This window comes from Halorubrum xinjiangense (genome assembly GCF_900102375.1).
Classification (GTDB): domain Archaea; phylum Halobacteriota; class Halobacteria; order Halobacteriales; family Haloferacaceae; genus Halorubrum; species Halorubrum xinjiangense.
In genome coordinates this window covers 275,999-291,196 of sequence record NZ_FNBO01000001.1, presented here as the reverse complement: position 1 = coordinate 291,196, position 15,198 = coordinate 275,999, and the positions used below count along the sequence as shown (strand labels likewise).

The window sequence follows — 15,198 nt, the reverse complement described above, 5'->3', positions numbered from 1 at the left end:
CCGAGGGATCGCGACCGCTTCCGACCGCCCGCACCGGGGCCGACGCCCGACCGCATCCAGTACGGTTTTGTCGGTCCGGCCTCCATCACGGACAACGTGAAGGGACAGGACTGGTACCAGGCCGACGAGGTCGCCGAGGAGTACGACGACGTCCGCTTCTCCGGCGGCGGACAGCTCATCGACCGCCGGGAGAAGGAGGCCGTCCTCGCCGCGTTGGGGCCGATCGACTCCGGCCACCGCGTGCTGGAGGTCGCTTGCGGCACCGGCCGGTTCACGACGATGCTCGCCGACCAGGGCGCGGACGTCGTCGGCCTCGACGTCTCCCGCGAGATGCTCGAACAAGCCCGCGAGAAGGTGGCCGCCGCCGGCCACGCCGACGCCGTCGAGTTCCTCCGCGGCGACGCCTCGCGGCTCCCGTTCCCGGACGACCACTTCGACACGGTCGTCGCGATGCGCTTTTTCCACCTGATGGACGACCCGGTTCCGTTCGCGAAGGAGCTCCGCCGGGTGAGCCGCGATCAGGTGTTCTTCGACACGTTCAACAGCCGCAGCCTGCGGACGCTGTACACCTGGCTGCTCCCGATGGGCTCGCGGCTCTACTCGGAGCGACAGGTCGCCGCCATGCTCGGCGACGCGGGGCTCACGCTCGCGAACGAGGAGCACGACTTCGTGCTGCCGTACGGCTTCTACCGCGAGCTCCCGGGCCCCGTCGCGAGACCGTTCCGGGTCCTCGACGAGCTCGCGGGCGACACGATCCCCGGCGACTACGTCGCCTCGGTGTCCTACTGGGACGCTCGGGTGCCGGACGAGGAGTGAGCGGCGAGACGCGCCGCCGCCGCCCGACGTTTTAAAAACTGCCGCCGCTCAGCCCGCCTCTTCGACGACTTCGCCGACAGCGAAGTTGGATTTCACTTCGGTCACTTCGATCTTCACGCGCTCGCCGACCTCGGTGTCGGGGACGATGATCACGTACCCGCGCTCGACGCGGGCGATCCCGTCGCCCTGCTTGCCGAGGTCCTCGATCTCGACGTACCGCATCTCACCCGGCTCGACCGGGGGCTGCGGCCCGTCGTCGCTCCGCGAGGGAGAGGCCTCGGCGCCGTCCGTCGACGACGCGGACCCGTCGCGGGCGACGAGCGCGACGCGGTACGTCTCGCCCGGTTCCAGCGATCCGGCATCGATCTCGCGGTTCGGCACGTCGACGACGTACTCGCCGCCGTCGGTCTCTCGAACTTCCGCGCTGAACAGACAGAGGAGCTTCTCGGAGATTTCCATAGTAGACTCCACCGGATGCTAGGCGCGGGCCAGTATAGTTGTACCGCCGACACAGTCAGGCGTCACGCCGGTCCGAGCCGCGGCGGCTCCCGCCGTCACCCGAAGAACGCGTCCACCAGCGCCGCCTCGGCCTTGCGGAGGTGCGCGCCCGCGGTCGACGACGAGCAGCCGATCGCCGCCGCGACGTCGTCCACCGACCCGCTCCGCGGGACCTCGTAGTAGCCGACGCGGTGCGCTGCCCGCAGGGCCTCCCGCTGGCGCTCCGTGAGCCGGACTCCGGCCGGCCGCCGACCGCCCCCGTACGACCCGATGCGATCGACCTCGACGGCTACCGGGTCCGGAACCGCGTCGAGCGCGTCGCGCAGCTGGTCCGGCGGGCCGATCACTCCGAACGACAGCCGGCCCGCCGGCCGGAACGTGACCGGCGGGACCGAGAGGAACTCTGTGTCGACGAACGCGTCGAGGAACGTCTCCGTCGGCCCGCCCAGCCGCTCGTACGCCTTGAGGTAGAACGGCGCCTCCCCCGGCGCCGTCTCGAACCGCTCGATCGCGTCGACCTCGCGCAGTCGCTCGAGGTACGGCTCGCGCGGGGCCGCGACCCGGAACAGCGTTGCGAGCGTCCCGTCGGGCAGCCGCCGCCACGTGACCAGCTCGCTGCGCCGGCCGTCGCCGCCGTCGAGGAAGTCGTGCATCGGGTGTCGGACCGGCGGCGGGAACTCGAACTCGACGTGGACGTAGCGCATGGGTCTCACACGCCGTGCCGCACACTTCAAAGTAAAATACACGGACGAGTCCGTGCCAAGGCTCAGTCCGTCGCGGCGCCGATCGATCCGTATGGGAGAGACGACGATCCGAGCGGACGACGAGGCCGATCCGGGGACGGAGCGCACAGGCGACGCCGACCCGACGCGCCCGCCGGCGCCCGGGGGGCTCCCGCTGCTCGGGAACGTTCACGAGCTAGCGAGCGACGCGCTCGGGTTCTACGAGCGCCGCGCCGCGACGCACGGCGGCGTCGTCCGGTACGACGTGTTCGGCACGGAGAGCTACCTCGTCACCGACCCCGCGGCGATCCGTCGGATCCTCGTGGACGACCACGACCGGTACGAGAAGGGGTCGATGCCCCGGGACCAGCTCGGCGGGCTCTTAGGCGACGGGCTGTTCCTCGCCGAGGGTGACGACTGGCGAGAGCAGCGGACGGCGATCCGCTCCGCGTTCTTCCGCGAGCGGGTGGCCGAGTACGGCGGTCCGATGGTCGACCACGCGCGCCGCGCGGCGGCGTCGTGGGACGACGGCGACGTCGTCGACGTCCACGCCGCGGCGACGGAGTACGCGTTCGACGTCCTCGCCGAGAGCCTGCTCGGGAGCGACGTCGAACGGGAGCGCGAGACCGTCCGCGCGGCCGCCGAGAGCGTCACCGAGCGGTTCGACACGCGGCGGCTGACCTCGTTCCTGCCGGTGTGGGTGCCGACACCGGCGAACCGCCGGTATCGGCGGCGGCTGGCCGCCCTCCGGTCGACAATTCGCGACCTCGTCGCCGAGCGCCGCGCGGCCGGCCCGCCCGCGAACCCCGGCGCTGCGGACGACCTCCTTGGGACCCTCGTCGCGGCCGCCGACATAGGGGCGATGGACGACGACCGGCTCGTCGACAACGCGGTGACGTTCCTGTTCGCCGGCCACGAGACGAGTGCGCTCGGGCTCGCGTACACGCTGTACTGTCTCGCCGACCGCCCCGCGTTTCAGGACCGAGTCCGGCGCGAGGTCGCGGCGCTCGACGGCGACCCCGAGCCGGCGGACCTCCGGGAGTGCCCCGCGCTGACCGCGGCCGTCGACGAGGCGCTCCGCTTGTACCCGCCCGTTCACTCCTTCTTCCGCGAGCCGACCGAGCCGGTGACGCTCGGCGGCCACCGCGTCCCGGCGGGCGTCGTGGTGACGCTCTCGCCGTGGGCGGTCCACCGCGACGAGCGGTGGTGGGACGACCCCGAGACGTACCGCCCCGAGCGCTGGCTCCGCGACGGGCCGGCGGGGCCCGCCCACGGCGACGACGCTCCGGGGCCGGCGGTCGGCGAGCGCCCGGAGTACGCGTACTTCCCGTTCGGGGGCGGGCCGCGCCACTGTATCGGGATGCGCTTCGCGAGACAGGAGCTCCGGCTCGCGACCGCGACGCTGCTCCGGCGGCTCCGGCTGGAGCCGGTGACGGCCGACCTGTCGGTGCGGGCGAGCGCGAACACGCGGCCGGCCGAGCCGGTGCGCGTGCGCGTTCGCACGCGAGACGAATCGCTCGAAGAAACCGATCCGGCCGTTTCCGAATAACAGATACCCAATGTGTCCCGACAGCGATTCCCCGCGCACCGTCCTCTCAGATACCAGCACCCGTCGTCGCGTCGCCGTCGTGCTCGCGACGGCGCTGCTCCTCTCGCCGCTCGCGACGGGCCTCGCGACGGCCCAGTCGGTTCAGGGCCCGTCCGGGTCCGTCGTCGTCGAGGAGGGCGAGACGGTCGACGGGCTCGACGGCGTCGCCGGAACGGTGGTCGTCTACGGGACCGTCGACGGCGACCTCTCGGCGACGGCCGGGTCGATCCGCATCGCGGAGTCCGGCCGCGTCGTCGGAGACGTCCGCGCCGCCGCCGGGTCGATAACCGTCGCCGGCACGGTCGACGGGAGCGTCGAGGTCGGTGCCGGCTCCTTCGAACTGACGGAGACCGGCAGTATCGACGGCTCGCTCGACGCGGGTGCGGGGTCGGTCCGCGTCGACGGCGCGGTCGGCGGCGACGTCCGCGCGAGCGCCGACTCCGTCGTGCTCGGGCCGAACGCGGACGTCGGCGGCGAGTTCCGGTACGACGCCGACGAGTTCACCGAGAGCCCGGACGCGGCGGTCGCCGGCGGCGTCGTCGAGGACGCGAGCCTCGGGGGCGACCGCGGTACCGGCGTCGCCGGCGGGGCCGATCGCCTCCCCCCGTGGGCCGGGTCCGCGTACGGCGTCGCCGCCAACCTCGTGTTGGGCGCGGTCCTGCTGCTCGCGTTCCCCCGGTTCACCCGGGCGGTCGGGGACCGCGTCGGCGCCGACCCGCTCGTCAGCGGCGGGATCGGTCTCCTCGCGCTGGTCCTCGCCCCGATCGCCCTCGCCCTCGTGGCGGTCACGATCGTCGGGATCCCGCTGGCGCTCGCCGGGGCCGCGGCCTACGGCGTCGCGCTCTGGGTCGGGTCCGTGTACGGCCGGTACGCGCTCGGCGCGTGGGCGATCGGCCGCGTCGGCGGCCGGAACCGGTGGGCGGCGCTCCTGATCGGCGTCGGCGGGGTCGCCCTGATCGGGCTGCTCCCGTGGGTCGGCGGGCTCGTCGACCTGCTCGTCCTCCTGCTCGGCCTCGGCGCCCTCGCGGGAGGGCTCCGGGACCGGTACCGCGGCACGGCCGACCAGACTCTCCCCGAGCGCGACCCGGTCGACGTCGACTGACGGCTGCGGTCGCTCTCTCCCGCTCTGTCACCGCCTTCTTCTCCTCCGCCGCCGCTTTCTCCCGCTCCGCCGGCGCCCTCTTCGGCACCGCCTGCCACCGGACCAAGGTCTTTGTCACACCCGGTCGAATCGGCGTCCATGACAGCTCCGGAGTTCCGACACGGCGCCGTCTCGCCACCGATCGTCACGCCGTTCGACGCCGACGGCGACGTCGACACCGACGCGCTCGCGGACCACGTCGACGCGCTCGTCGCGGCCGGGCTCGACGGGATGGTCCCGTGCGGGACCACGGGCGAGTTCGCGAGCCTCACCGACGCGGAGCGCCGGACCGTAATCGAGACCGTCGTCGACGCGGCCGACGGGCGGGTGCCGGTGGTCGCCGGCGCGGCGGACACCTCGGTCGCGGGGGTCCGCGAGCGCCTCGAGACCGCCGACGCGCTCGGCGCGGACGCGGCGCTGGTCACCCTCCCGTACTACCACACCTCGACCGCGCCGGCGGGCCAGCGGGCCTTCCTCGACGCGGTCGCCGACGACGCGCCGCTCCCGATCTACCTCTACGACATCCCGTCGACGGTCGGCGAGCCGATCGATCCGGACGTCCTCGCGGCCGTCGCCGAGCGCGACTCGGTCGTCGGGCTGAAAGACACCAGCGGCGACGTCTCGGCGGTCGACGCCGCCGTCGACCGGACTCCCGACGAGTTCACCGTCTTCCAGGGTGTCGACGCGCTGTTGTACCCGAGCGCGAGCCTCGGCGTCGACGGCGGGATCCACGCGCTCTCGCAGGCGGTTCCGGAGGTCTTCGTCGCCCTCGGCGAGGCGATCCGCGACGGCGACGACGAGCGCGCGCTGGCGCTTCACCGCCGCGCGGTCGCGCCGCTTTTCGACCGGTGCGCCGACCACGGCTTCGCGCCCGCGACGAAGGTCGCGGCCGCCCACCGCGGGTTCATCCCGGACCCAGCCGTGCGTCCGCCGCTCACGCTCCCGGACGAGAACGCCCGCGAGGAAATTCGCGCTGACGTAGACGCGGCGCTGGACGTGGTCTGAGAGCGCGACGGGAGCGAAGCGGCTCCGGACTCGGCCCGCTACTCTCCCCCGATCGGGGTCCCGTCGGCCGCCTTCGGACCCTCGGAGTCGAAGACGACGGCGTCGCCGTCGGCCCGTTCGCGCGCCGCGGGGTCGTAGCCGTCGCGGACGCCGATCGCCTCTTCGAGTTCCCTGACGGCGCGCTCCTTCAGCGCGGCGGCCAGCTCCTCGGCGTCCTCGCGGGAGATGTCGCGTCCGAGCCCCTCGCACTCGTGGGCGCGGACGACGCCCGCCTCGTCGACCGCCTCGCCCATCGGCTGGCTCGTCCCGTCGAGGGCGACGCTGAACGGGTAGGTCCGACAGATTAGCGGCCGCGCGTCGTGGACCGTACACGCGCCCTGCCCGTCGGACTCCTCGTAGAAGGTACAGTCGCCACAGTCGTCGGTCGCGAGCGCCCACTCGAACGTCTCGCCGACCGGCTCGCCGTCCGCGTCGGCGTCGAGGCCGAACGGCATCGGCCGGGCCACGTCCCGCCAGTCGTACGCCTCGCCGGACATCTCCTCGGCGGCGTCGGCGACGCGCCGGACCTCGTCCGGGAAGACGGTCGCGGTGTGGGGTTCGCGGTCGGCGTCCTTGCCGTCGCGGTCGTGGCACTCGGACCCGCGTTCCCCGCTTCCCGCGCCGTCGGTCTCGTCAGCGCCCTCCCCCGCCGGCGCGCCGCCCGGCTCGTCGGGCGCGTAGCCCGTACAGCAGCCGCCACAGCGCGTGCACTCGAAGCCGATTGACTCGATGGCGTCCGCGAGCTCCGCGACGTCGAGGTCGCGGGCGGCGGCGAGTTCGGCTTCGAGCGACTCCATGCCTCCCGGTTGCGGCGCGGCGCGGTTAACGCCGTCCCTTTCGGGGTCGCGCGCGCGGCTCGACCGCCGGCGCCGACCTCCCGGGCGAAGGAGCGAAGTATGCCCGTCGCCTACCGACTCGGCGTGAAGGAGTTCGAGCGGAAACAGCTCTTAGAGCGGGTCAACCGAGAGTCCTCGACCATCGGCGTCGAGATCCCGGAGTCGATCGAGATCCAGGGCGAGTCGATCGACCTGCGGTCGTTCGTCTTCGAGATCAAGCGCCGCGACTCGGTCCCGCCCGGCGAGCGCGACCGCGTCGACCGCGCGAAGCGGAACCTCCGCCGCGAGCGGCTCGACCGGCTGGAGCCGATCGAGGAGAACGAGGTGAGCTACGCGGAGGGCGAGGAGCTGGCCGCGTCGATCATCGGTATCGACCGCGCGCTGGAGGCGTTAGAGGGCCTCGACGCGCCCGACCCGGAGACCGAGGCGAAGCGGCAGGAGGCCGCCGACCGGAAGCGCTGGATGAACTTCTTGAAGAAGGCGCTCGGCCGCGACGACGCGAGCGGCGGGGGCGGCGGTCGCACGCGCTTCTGACCGGGTGCGCCCGCGGCGACCGACCGCGCTCGGCGACTCAGTTCCCGGTGAAGTCGATCCGCGAGCCGCTGCCGTCGCCCTTCCCCGCGGAGGGACCGAGCCGGACGAACTCGTAGGCGTCGTCGTCGAGGTACACCGCCTCGTCCGCCACCGTCACGCCGACCGATTCGAGGACGGCGCCCTCGCAGGGGCCGAAGTTGCAGTAGCCGCCGTCGGCCTCGAACGTCGCGCCGTGCTTCTGACAGAACAGCTCGCCGTTGCGCACGAACGCGCCGTCGTCCTTGTCGAGGCGGATGTCCGTCCAGTGTTGACAGTAGTTCCGGAACGCGCGCACCTCGCCGGCGGCGCGCGTGAGGACCGCCTCGACCTCGGGACCGTCGTCCTCGCCCTCGCCGACGTCGCCCTCGCCCTCGTCGACCGCCGTGGGGTCGACCGGGCGCAGCGTCGCGAGCAGCGTGCTCTCCTCCGGGACCTCCTCGACGCCGGCGATCCGGCGGTGCTCGTCCATGTCCGAGCGAGGCCGGCGACCGGCTTGAACGTTGTGCGTTCCCGCGTCGGCCGCGAGATTCCCGGTCCTCCGTCGCTCGACCGCGACGCCGTTCGGGGGCCGACTCAGACCCCGAGCCACTCGTCGTTGCGGACCTCGTAGCCGTGCTTCCGACAGTACTTCGCGGCCTGTCGGCGGAGGTCCCGCGACCCCGGGACCGTCTCCTTCTCCGCGATCCGGTCGACCGCCCAGTCGGCGATCGCCTCGACGCCCTCCTCGTCGTCGAGCTCGTCGATGTCGCTCAGCGCCCGGAAGGTCCGCTCGAACGCCTCGTGTTGCGACCGGCCGAACTCCTCGTTCTCGAGCGTCGCCGCCGCCTCGACGACCCGCTTCATCGCGGTCGCGACCGCCGGCCGGCGGATACGCTCGCGGACGGTCTCGGGCGCGTCGAACGCCTCTATGTCGGCGTCGGGGAGCAGGTCGGCGACGGCGTACACGCGGGTCCCGGACTCGAGTTCGCGGGTCCCCACCGCGGCCACGATCTCGCGCCCCGTCGCCGGGAACGTCAGCGGTTCGAGCGCCGCCTCGAACTCGTCGACCTCGTCGGGGTCGATCGGGGGCTCGGGCTCGTCGCCCCGCTCCAGTTCCGCCTCGACGTCGCGCTCGCGCTGTCGGCGGTCCTCGTCTGCGGCCTGTTTCTCTCGTCCGTCCTTGTCGTCAGCCATCCCCGATCTTCGGCTTCCGGCCGGATAACGGTGTGGTTGATAATGACTTTCAGGACGGATTCGGCGATGGATTGGGGCCCGGTTCGGCCCCCGTCATCCCGGTCAGAGCCGCTCGCCGTCGTAGTGGCGCTCCTCGATCCGACGGTCGAACAGCCGCGAGAGGAGGGTCGTGAGCGGGCCGGCGACCCCCTCGCCGTCGCCGTCGACCGCGATGCCGTCGACGGTCGCCACCGGGCGGAGCTCCCACGTCGAGTTCGTGAGGAAGGCCTCGTCGGCCTCGCGGACCGCGTCCGGCGCGTACGTTCCCTCCTCGACCGGGATCCCCTCGGACTCCGCGATATCGATTACCGTCGCCCTGGTGACGCCGGGGAGGATCGGCCCCTCGAGCGACGGCGTCTTGAGCGCGGTCCCGTCGACGAAGAAGAGGTTCGAGGTCGCGCCCTCGGCGACGTTGCCGTCCGGGTCGAGCATGAGCGCCTCGTCGGCGCCGGTGACCCGGAGTTCGAGCCGGGCGAGGATTCCGTTGAGGTAGTTGTGCGTCTTCGCGGCGGCCGGGATCGCGCGGTCCGCCGGCTTGCGCGTCTTGGTGGTCTGGAGCGCGGCGGGGCCGTCGTGGACCGGGTCGCTCCCGACGCCGCCCCGCGGGAGCGGCTTCGCGATCACGACGACGGTCGGGTCGACTTCGGGGTGCGGATCGAGCGTCCCCGGCTGGACCCCCCGCGTGATCGAGAGCTTGACGTACGCGTCCGCGAGGTCGTTCGCGGCGAGCGTCTCGTCGACCCGGCGTTTCAGCTCCGCGTCGCCGATTCCGTGATCGAGTCCGAGCGTCTCGCAGGTGTCCGCGAGCCGGTCCGCGTGCGCCGCCCACCGGAAGACGTCGCCGCCGTACGCGCGCAGCGTCTCGAAGGCGGCGTCGCCGTAGGCGAACCCGCGGTCCTCCACCGAGACGGTCGCCTCCGCGGCCGGGACGAGGTCGCCGTCGACGTGGTACCGTAGCGGGTCGTCGCCGCTCGCCTCGGACTCCTCGCCGACGTCACTCATGGTCCTCGCACACCTCCACGAAGTTCCGCACCAGCCGCTTCCCGCGGGGCGTGAGGATGCTCTCCGGGTGGAACTGGACGCCGACGTGCGGCTTCTCGCGGTGGCGCACGCCCATCACCACCTCGCGCTCCTCGGCGGTGCGGGCGGTCTCGACCAGTTCGTCTGGGAGGTCCTCGCGCTCGACGCAAAGCGAGTGGTACCGGCCGACCCGGAGCCGGTCGGGGAGGCCGGCGAAGACGCCCTCGCCGTCGTGGGTGATCGTGGAGGGCTTCCCGTGGACGACATCGGGCGCGTGCCCCACGCGGCTCCCGCGGCTCGCGCACAGCGCCTGGTGGCCGAGACAGACGCCGAACACCGGGCGGTCGAGCTCGAAGACGGCCGTCGAGACTCCCGCCTCGGCCGGGGTGCCCGGGCCGGGCGAGACGACGACGCCGTCCGGGTCGAGCGCGCGGACGCCGGCGAGGTCGACCGCGTCGTTCCGCCGGACCGTCACTGCGCCGGCGACCTCGCCGACGTACTGGACGAGGTTGTACGCGAACGAGTCGTAGTTGTCGACGACGAGAATCCGCGCGTCGGCGTCGCCCGCGCCGGGGCGCCAGCCGCCCGCCGCTGTACGCTCCGCCTCGGCACCGGCGTCGGTGCCCGTCATCGCTCGACCGCCTCCTCGGCGGATTCCTCGGCCGCCTCGTCGACCGCCATCCCGCCCGCAGCGAGCGCCTCGTCGACCGCGCTCACGAGGGCGCGCGCCTTCGCGAGCGTCTCCTCGTACTCGGCGTCGGGGTCCGAGTCGTGGACGATCCCGGCCCCGACCCGGAGGTGGTACTCGCCGGCGTGGCGCACGAGCGTCCGGATGACGATGTTCAGCGTCGCGCGCCCGTCGAAGCCGGCCGCGAACATCGATCCGGTGTACGGCCCGCGGCGGGTCGGCTCCAGCTCGTCGATTATCTCCATCGTCTTGGGCTTCGGCGCGCCCGTGATGGTCCCGCCGGGGAAGCAGGCGGCGACCGCGTCCGCGAGCCCCACGTCCGGACGGGCCTCGCCCTCGATCAGGCTCACGAGGTGCATCACCTCGCTGTAGCGGTCGACGCGGCGGTACTCGCTCACCTCGACCGTGCCGAACCGCGACACCTTGCCGAGGTCGTTACGCTCCAGATCGACCAACATCGCGTGCTCGGCGCGCTCCTTCGCGTCGCCGGTGAGCTCGGTCTCCAGTTCGGCGTCCGCCCCCTCAGTGTCCCCCCGCGGGCGCGTCCCCGCGATCGGCTCCGTGACGAGGCGCGCGCCGCGCTCGGGGTCGTCCGTCGGCTCGCGTTCCAAGAGTAGCTCCGGGCTCGCGCTCACGAGGTCGACGCCGCTCGGGGAGTCGGCCCCGGTCTCGCCGGTGCCGCCGAACTCGATCAGGCCGGAGTACGGCGCCGGGTTCACCGCCCGAAGTGCGTCGTACGCCTCGACCGGGTGGACCACGGCCGGCGCGGTGAGCCGCTGGGAGACGTTCGCCTGGAACGTGTCGCCCTCGCGAATGTACCCTCTGACCCGCCGGACCGCGTCGGCGTACCCCTCCCGGCCGACGTCGCTCTCGAAGGTCGCGCGCTCGGCGGTCGGCTCGGGCGCCGGTCCCGAGGCCGGGTCGCCGGTCTCGATCCGGTCGATCAGGTCTCCGGCCCGCGCCCGTCCCTCGTCGAACAGCGCGTCGAGCGCGTCGCGGTCGGCGTCGGGGTCGTCGAGCCCCTCGGGGACGCGCGGGCAGGCTGTGACGCGGAGCGTGACGGAGTCGCTATCGCCGGTCACCACCGGACACTTCCACGCCGCGATCCGATCGAAGAGCGCGGCCTCAAGCCGCGGGAGCCCGCGGTCGTCGACCGCGCCGGGGCCCGCGGGCGCCGCCGGCGGGAACGCCTCCAGCTCGCGGGCGGCGTCGTAGGAGAGCCAGCCGAACGCGCCGCACGGGTACGGCACGTCGCAGTCGCCGCGCGCCAAGGTCTCGGCGTCGAGGACGCCCTCGAGCGCCGAAAGCGACGGGGACGGGCGCCGGTAGTCGCCCGCGGGCGTCGACTGCGTCTCCGATTCCGGGGCCTCGCCGTCGCCGCCCGCGCCGGCGACGACCGCCTCGCCGGAGACGGTCAGCCGCTCGACCGGGTCGACGCCGAAGTACCCCCAGCCGGACTGGCCGCCGGTCGTCTCGTAGAAGACGCCGCCGGGGCCGTCCCGCGCCCGGCGGTAGGCCGCGAAGGGGTCGTCGACGGCGACCCGGAGTTCGACCGGGACCCGCGCGCCGTCCGGCGCCGCGGCCGCGACCGCGCGGAACCGGTCCCGGTCGGTGTGTTCCGTTCGCCTCATGGGATGCTGTTCGGCGGAGGCGACGAAACAGTTGCGGTCGCCCGAACCGGCCCGCGCTCAGAACTCGCTGGCGCGGTCGATCCACGTCGCGGCGCGCTTCTCGCCGACGCTCGTTCCCTCGGCGACCGCGGCGGCGTCCGCGCCGGCGAGGTCGTCCACCGTCTCGATGCCGATCTCCGCGAGGCGTTCGGCGTACGCCGGGCCGATACCCTTGATCTCCTCGACGCTCGGGCCGCGGTCGTCGTCCTCGTCGTCGACCGAGACGTTGTCCGCCTTGGTCCCCGCGGCCTCCGCCTGCTCGGCCGCCTCGTCGGCCCCCGCGCCCTCGTCGTCGACGAGCGACTCGGTCGAGGCGGCGGCCTCCGTCTCGGTGGCAACCGCCTCGTTGTCGGCCTCGTCGTCGCTCTCGGAGCCCGAATCGATCTCGTCTTCGGGGCGCTCGTAGGCCTCGTCGTCTTTGTCGATCTCGTCGTCTGCCTCGGCCTCGCCTTCGTCGTCTTCGTCGATCTCGTCGTCTTCGTCGGGCTCGCTCTCCGCCGAGTCCGCTTCGTCCGCCTCGACCGGATCGCTCGCCTCTGTGTCGCCGGTCAGACCGTCGCCGGTCGGACCGTCGCCGGTCGCGGACGCGTCGGCCGCCGGCTCCGATTCGCGCTCGACCGTCACTTCCGTCTCGCCGGACTCGCGCTCGCTCGAACCGCTCCCGAATCCGAGCTTCTCTTTGAGCTTCTGGAGTAGAGCCATTGCCGGCGGCTACACGTGCGAGATATTTAAAAACCGTCTCCGCCGCAACCAACCGCCGCTCCCGTCTCGCCGGTTTATAAGTGGGGGCGGCCCGTGCCGACGGTATGGATGTTCTCAATCCGGTCATGTGGTCGGTCCACGTCGGCTTCGCCGTCCTCTGGGTCGGCAGCGTGCTGTTCGTCACTCTCGCGGTCCTCCCGCCCGCCCTTCGCGGCGACATCGGGACGACGGCGCTGGGCTCTCTCGTCGGCCGCCTTCGCTGGATCACCCGTATCGGCGCGGTCGCGTTCGTCGTCACTGGCGGGCACATGGCCGGCACGCTGTACACCTTCGAGGCGCTGACGAGCACGCCGCGCGGCCACCTCGTGGTGACGATGCTGGCGCTGTGGTTCGTCGGCACCGGGCTCGTCGAGGTCGGCGGCTCGAAGCTGGCCGAGGGCCTCGACGCCGACAAGCTCCGCGAGCCCGCCCGCGACGCCAAGCCGTTCCTCTACGGCGCCTCCGCCGTCTCCGTGGGACTCATCGTTACGGCCGGGCTGCTCGCGAGTCCGACGCTGTTTTAATAGTAGTCGCCGCTGTTGAGTACCTCTTTTAAACGGCGTCATAGAACTGTTCGCAGGGGATTGAACTCACTTCGACGGCCAGAAAGTATATCAGAATCCCGCATGAGGCCGACTCATGGCTGGCGGAACTGTCGAATTCCATTTCAATTCACCCGTACACGAGGAACGATTCGTCCGGACGTACCTCACAGACGCGTGGGACCGCTTCGAGACAAGCGAGTACTGGACGGCCGGCTGGTTTTGGGCCTATCGACAGTTCGCTCGGTACGATACCGGACCGGATGGGGGATTAGTGCGGCTGGTGTTCGAGGGCGCTCCGGATGAGCTCGTCGAGTCTGAATCCGACCGATGGGACGAGTTCAGTGGCCTCACCTCGTGGCACCTCCAGCGATACGAAGCCGAAGGGTATGACAGCCTCTTGGACCAGCAAACCGACGCGAAGGGGGAGATCGGTGGCGAGTGGGAGTACCGGCTGAAACAGCTCATCACGCAGTTTTCGCTCGCCTACTACCGCGAATTCGAGGAGCCACTCCCGATAGTCGGCGATGGCCACGACGAGAATCCGAAGCAAATTGGCTTCTGGGCAGCCATCCACGATATCTTAGTGCAGTGTGGATACGACTGGTATGATGAGACAGCGATGTGCCAGAAAGCGCTGAAAAATCGATTAAAATCCATCGCCGCCTACCGGGGTGCAGAGGCCGCCCGTGACGAGTACCAGCGGCTGCTCGCCGAGTGGCAAGCACACGAAGAAGAGCTTGAACGCTGGCTTGAGGAGACTCCCACCGGGCAGGCAACTGAACCCTGACAGGTTCCGTCGTTCGGGACTGATCGATGTCGACCCCGTAGTGAACGATTCTCGGGTTGGGCTCCGAGGGATGAGAATCGTCCTATCATATCCTCTCTTTTAGGGAATCGTTGACCGCACGGCGAACTCCTCCAAAGCCCCAGCCGCTCATTTATAAATGGCTGCCTGTGGATCGGCGGCGAACTCCTCCAAAGCCCCAGCCACGAGGGCGGCGCACGCTCGCTGTGCTCCTCGTCACTCGCTTCGCTCGTTCCTGCGGTGCTTACGTCGCCTGCGCCGCCCTCGCGGCTGCCCCTTTGAGTCCCACCCCGCACGGCACCGCAGCCTCACGCCTCCCCAGCCTCGTCGCTCACGCCCTGCGGGCGTTCGCGACTCCCTCGCGCGTGCTGCCTCGCGGCCGCCTTCGGCGGCCGCTCGCAGGCACGCGCCACCGCATCGTCTATTTATAAACAATCGCTCAGTCGCGTCACTCCAGTTCCGCCCGCAGCGCCGCGTTCATCGCGTTGACAGGGGCGTCCTCGCCGGTCCAGATCTCGAACGCCTCGACCCCCTGATACAGGAGCATCCACGCGCCGTCAACTGTCGTCGCGCCCGCGGCGGCGGCCTCGCGCAGCAGTCGCGTCTCGATGGGGGCGTACACCGCGTCGAGGACCGCGAGGTCGCTGTGGAGGTGGTCGGCTGGGACCGGCGTCTCCTCGGGCGCCTCCATCCCCACGCTCGTCGCGTTGACGAGCAGGTCGGCGGCCGCGACGCGGTCGCCGAGGTCGTCGAGGCCGCCGCCGGTCGCGCCCGGCACGTCCGCGGCCAGTTCGACGGCGCGCTCCGCGGTGCGGTTCGCGACGTGGACCGTCGCGCCCGCGTCGGCCAGCGCGAACGCGGCCGCCCGCCCCGCGCCGCCTGCTCCCACCACGAGCGCGTCGCGGCCGTCGACCGTCACGTCGTGGTGCGCGAGCGCCCGCGTCACCCCGGCGGCGTCGGTGTTGTGGCCGCGCGGGCGGTCGGCCTCGCCCGCCCGGACCGGGCCGTAATCGACCGTGTTCACCGCGCCGATGCGCTCGGCGAGCGGGGCGGCGTCGACCGCGCTCAGCGCGTCCTGCTTGAACGGGACCGTGACGTTGAGCCCCGCGACGCCGAGGTCGGCGGCGCCCGCGATCGCCGCGGCCGCGGCGTCGGCGTCCGGTTCGAAGGTCACGTACCGCGCGTCGAGGTCGAGCGCCTCGTAGCCCGCCTCGTGCATCGGCGGCGACAGCGAGTGGCCGACCGGGTTCCCGATCAGTCCGTACACGTCCATGCCCGCTCACGCGGCCGCGACCGACA

At 72.0% G+C, this 15,198-nt stretch carries 17 protein-coding genes; 7 read left to right on the top strand and 10 right to left on the bottom strand.

What is annotated here, in order from left to right:
- Positions 1-96: 96 nt before the first annotated feature.
- Positions 97-816 (top strand): class I SAM-dependent methyltransferase, encoded by a 720-nt coding sequence (locus tag F3H13_RS01390; protein WP_149797280.1) that lies wholly within the window; start codon positions 97-99, stop codon positions 814-816.
- Positions 817-864: 48 nt separating this feature from the next.
- On the opposite strand, the gene F3H13_RS01385 is transcribed toward F3H13_RS01390, so the two are convergent.
- Positions 865-1,275 carry a TRAM domain-containing protein gene (locus F3H13_RS01385; protein WP_149797279.1) on the bottom strand — a complete coding sequence of 137 codons (411 nt, stop codon included), beginning with the start codon at positions 1,273-1,275 and terminating at the stop codon, positions 865-867.
- 95 nt (positions 1,276-1,370) lie between these two features.
- Positions 1,371-2,018 carry a helix-turn-helix domain-containing protein gene (locus F3H13_RS01380; protein WP_149797278.1) on the bottom strand — a complete coding sequence of 216 codons (648 nt, stop codon included), beginning with the start codon at positions 2,016-2,018 and terminating at the stop codon, positions 1,371-1,373.
- Positions 2,019-2,109: 91 nt separating this feature from the next.
- Here F3H13_RS01380 and F3H13_RS01375 point away from each other — a divergent pair, with 91 nt between their 5' ends.
- From F3H13_RS01375 to F3H13_RS01365, 3 genes are all read left to right on the top strand, one after another.
- The gene (locus tag F3H13_RS01375; protein ID WP_149797277.1) at positions 2,110-3,585 is read left to right on the top strand and encodes a cytochrome P450; all 1,476 of its coding nucleotides are present in this window, start codon (positions 2,110-2,112) and stop codon (positions 3,583-3,585) included.
- Positions 3,586-3,595: 10 nt separating this feature from the next.
- Positions 3,596-4,726, top strand: a complete 1,131-nt coding sequence (locus tag F3H13_RS01370) for a bactofilin family protein (RefSeq protein ID WP_149797276.1) — start codon at positions 3,596-3,598, stop codon at positions 4,724-4,726.
- A 138-nt stretch (positions 4,727-4,864) separates the two neighbouring features.
- Positions 4,865-5,770: a dihydrodipicolinate synthase family protein gene (locus tag F3H13_RS01365; RefSeq protein ID WP_149797275.1), complete on the top strand. Its 906-nt coding sequence runs from the start codon at positions 4,865-4,867 to the stop codon at positions 5,768-5,770.
- 38 nt (positions 5,771-5,808) lie between these two features.
- Here F3H13_RS01365 and F3H13_RS01360 read toward each other — a convergent pair whose 3' ends face one another.
- Positions 5,809-6,606: a YkgJ family cysteine cluster protein gene (locus F3H13_RS01360; RefSeq protein ID WP_149797274.1), complete on the bottom strand. Its 798-nt coding sequence runs from the start codon at positions 6,604-6,606 to the stop codon at positions 5,809-5,811.
- A gap of 123 nt (positions 6,607-6,729) precedes the next feature.
- Between F3H13_RS01360 and F3H13_RS01355 the strand changes: the two genes are divergently transcribed.
- Positions 6,730-7,179 (top strand): DUF5788 family protein, encoded by a 450-nt coding sequence (locus F3H13_RS01355; RefSeq protein WP_149797528.1) that lies wholly within the window; start codon positions 6,730-6,732, stop codon positions 7,177-7,179.
- A 37-nt stretch (positions 7,180-7,216) separates the two neighbouring features.
- Here F3H13_RS01355 and F3H13_RS01350 read toward each other — a convergent pair whose 3' ends face one another.
- From F3H13_RS01350 to F3H13_RS01325, 6 genes are all read right to left on the bottom strand, one after another.
- Positions 7,217-7,687: a Rieske (2Fe-2S) protein gene (locus tag F3H13_RS01350; protein ID WP_149797273.1), complete on the bottom strand. Its 471-nt coding sequence runs from the start codon at positions 7,685-7,687 to the stop codon at positions 7,217-7,219.
- Positions 7,688-7,791: 104 nt separating this feature from the next.
- Positions 7,792-8,391, bottom strand: a complete 600-nt coding sequence (locus F3H13_RS01345) for a DUF5789 family protein (protein WP_149797272.1) — start codon at positions 8,389-8,391, stop codon at positions 7,792-7,794.
- 102 nt (positions 8,392-8,493) lie between these two features.
- Positions 8,494-9,432: an aminotransferase class IV gene (locus F3H13_RS01340; protein WP_149797271.1), complete on the bottom strand. Its 939-nt coding sequence runs from the start codon at positions 9,430-9,432 to the stop codon at positions 8,494-8,496.
- On the bottom strand, positions 9,425-10,081 hold the full coding sequence (locus F3H13_RS01335) for an anthranilate synthase component II (RefSeq protein WP_149797270.1): 657 nt from the start codon (positions 10,079-10,081) through the stop codon (positions 9,425-9,427). The genes F3H13_RS01340 and F3H13_RS01335 overlap by 8 nt, the downstream gene beginning before the upstream one ends.
- The gene (locus tag F3H13_RS01330) at positions 10,078-11,769 is read right to left on the bottom strand and encodes an anthranilate synthase component I family protein (RefSeq protein WP_149797269.1); all 1,692 of its coding nucleotides are present in this window, start codon (positions 11,767-11,769) and stop codon (positions 10,078-10,080) included. Before F3H13_RS01330 ends, F3H13_RS01335 begins: the two co-directional genes overlap by 4 nt.
- Before the next feature lie 57 nt (positions 11,770-11,826).
- Positions 11,827-12,510 carry a helix-hairpin-helix domain-containing protein gene (locus F3H13_RS01325; RefSeq protein WP_149797268.1) on the bottom strand — a complete coding sequence of 228 codons (684 nt, stop codon included), beginning with the start codon at positions 12,508-12,510 and terminating at the stop codon, positions 11,827-11,829.
- Between the two features lie 104 nt (positions 12,511-12,614).
- Between F3H13_RS01325 and F3H13_RS01320 the strand changes: the two genes are divergently transcribed.
- Positions 12,615-13,073, top strand: coding sequence for a transporter (locus F3H13_RS01320; RefSeq protein WP_149797267.1), 459 nt, complete (start codon positions 12,615-12,617; stop codon positions 13,071-13,073).
- A gap of 115 nt (positions 13,074-13,188) precedes the next feature.
- Entirely contained in the window at positions 13,189-13,881 is a 693-nt protein-coding gene (locus F3H13_RS01315) for a hypothetical protein (protein WP_149797266.1), read from the top strand.
- Between the two features lie 466 nt (positions 13,882-14,347).
- Here F3H13_RS01315 and F3H13_RS01310 read toward each other — a convergent pair whose 3' ends face one another.
- Positions 14,348-15,172 carry a shikimate dehydrogenase gene (locus tag F3H13_RS01310; RefSeq protein WP_149797265.1) on the bottom strand — a complete coding sequence of 275 codons (825 nt, stop codon included), beginning with the start codon at positions 15,170-15,172 and terminating at the stop codon, positions 14,348-14,350.
- Positions 15,173-15,198 lie beyond the last annotated feature (26 nt).

Excerpts from the sequence above, each read along its gene's own strand:
- F3H13_RS01345 (WP_149797272.1), bottom strand. The coding sequence starts at position 8,391 with ATGGCTGACGACAAGGACGGACGAGAGAAACAGGCCGCAGACGAGGAC.
- F3H13_RS01310 (WP_149797265.1), bottom strand. The coding sequence starts at position 15,172 with ATGGACGTGTACGGACTGATCGGGAACCCGGTCGGCCACTCGCTGTCG.
- F3H13_RS01360 (WP_149797274.1), bottom strand. The coding sequence starts at position 6,606 with ATGGAGTCGCTCGAAGCCGAACTCGCCGCCGCCCGCGACCTCGACGTC.
- F3H13_RS01380 (WP_149797278.1), bottom strand. The coding sequence starts at position 2,018 with ATGCGCTACGTCCACGTCGAGTTCGAGTTCCCGCCGCCGGTCCGACAC.
- F3H13_RS01325 (WP_149797268.1), bottom strand. The coding sequence starts at position 12,510 with ATGGCTCTACTCCAGAAGCTCAAAGAGAAGCTCGGATTCGGGAGCGGT.
- F3H13_RS01375 (WP_149797277.1), top strand. The coding sequence starts at position 2,110 with ATGGGAGAGACGACGATCCGAGCGGACGACGAGGCCGATCCGGGGACG.
- F3H13_RS01370 (WP_149797276.1), top strand. The coding sequence starts at position 3,596 with ATGTGTCCCGACAGCGATTCCCCGCGCACCGTCCTCTCAGATACCAGC.
- F3H13_RS01340 (WP_149797271.1), bottom strand. The coding sequence starts at position 9,432 with ATGAGTGACGTCGGCGAGGAGTCCGAGGCGAGCGGCGACGACCCGCTA.
- F3H13_RS01320 (WP_149797267.1), top strand. The coding sequence starts at position 12,615 with ATGGATGTTCTCAATCCGGTCATGTGGTCGGTCCACGTCGGCTTCGCC.
- F3H13_RS01385 (WP_149797279.1), bottom strand. The coding sequence starts at position 1,275 with ATGGAAATCTCCGAGAAGCTCCTCTGTCTGTTCAGCGCGGAAGTTCGA.
- F3H13_RS01335 (WP_149797270.1), bottom strand. The coding sequence starts at position 10,081 with ATGACGGGCACCGACGCCGGTGCCGAGGCGGAGCGTACAGCGGCGGGC.
- F3H13_RS01350 (WP_149797273.1), bottom strand. The coding sequence starts at position 7,687 with ATGGACGAGCACCGCCGGATCGCCGGCGTCGAGGAGGTCCCGGAGGAG.
- F3H13_RS01330 (WP_149797269.1), bottom strand. The coding sequence starts at position 11,769 with ATGAGGCGAACGGAACACACCGACCGGGACCGGTTCCGCGCGGTCGCG.
- F3H13_RS01315 (WP_149797266.1), top strand. The coding sequence starts at position 13,189 with ATGGCTGGCGGAACTGTCGAATTCCATTTCAATTCACCCGTACACGAG.
- F3H13_RS01365 (WP_149797275.1), top strand. The coding sequence starts at position 4,865 with ATGACAGCTCCGGAGTTCCGACACGGCGCCGTCTCGCCACCGATCGTC.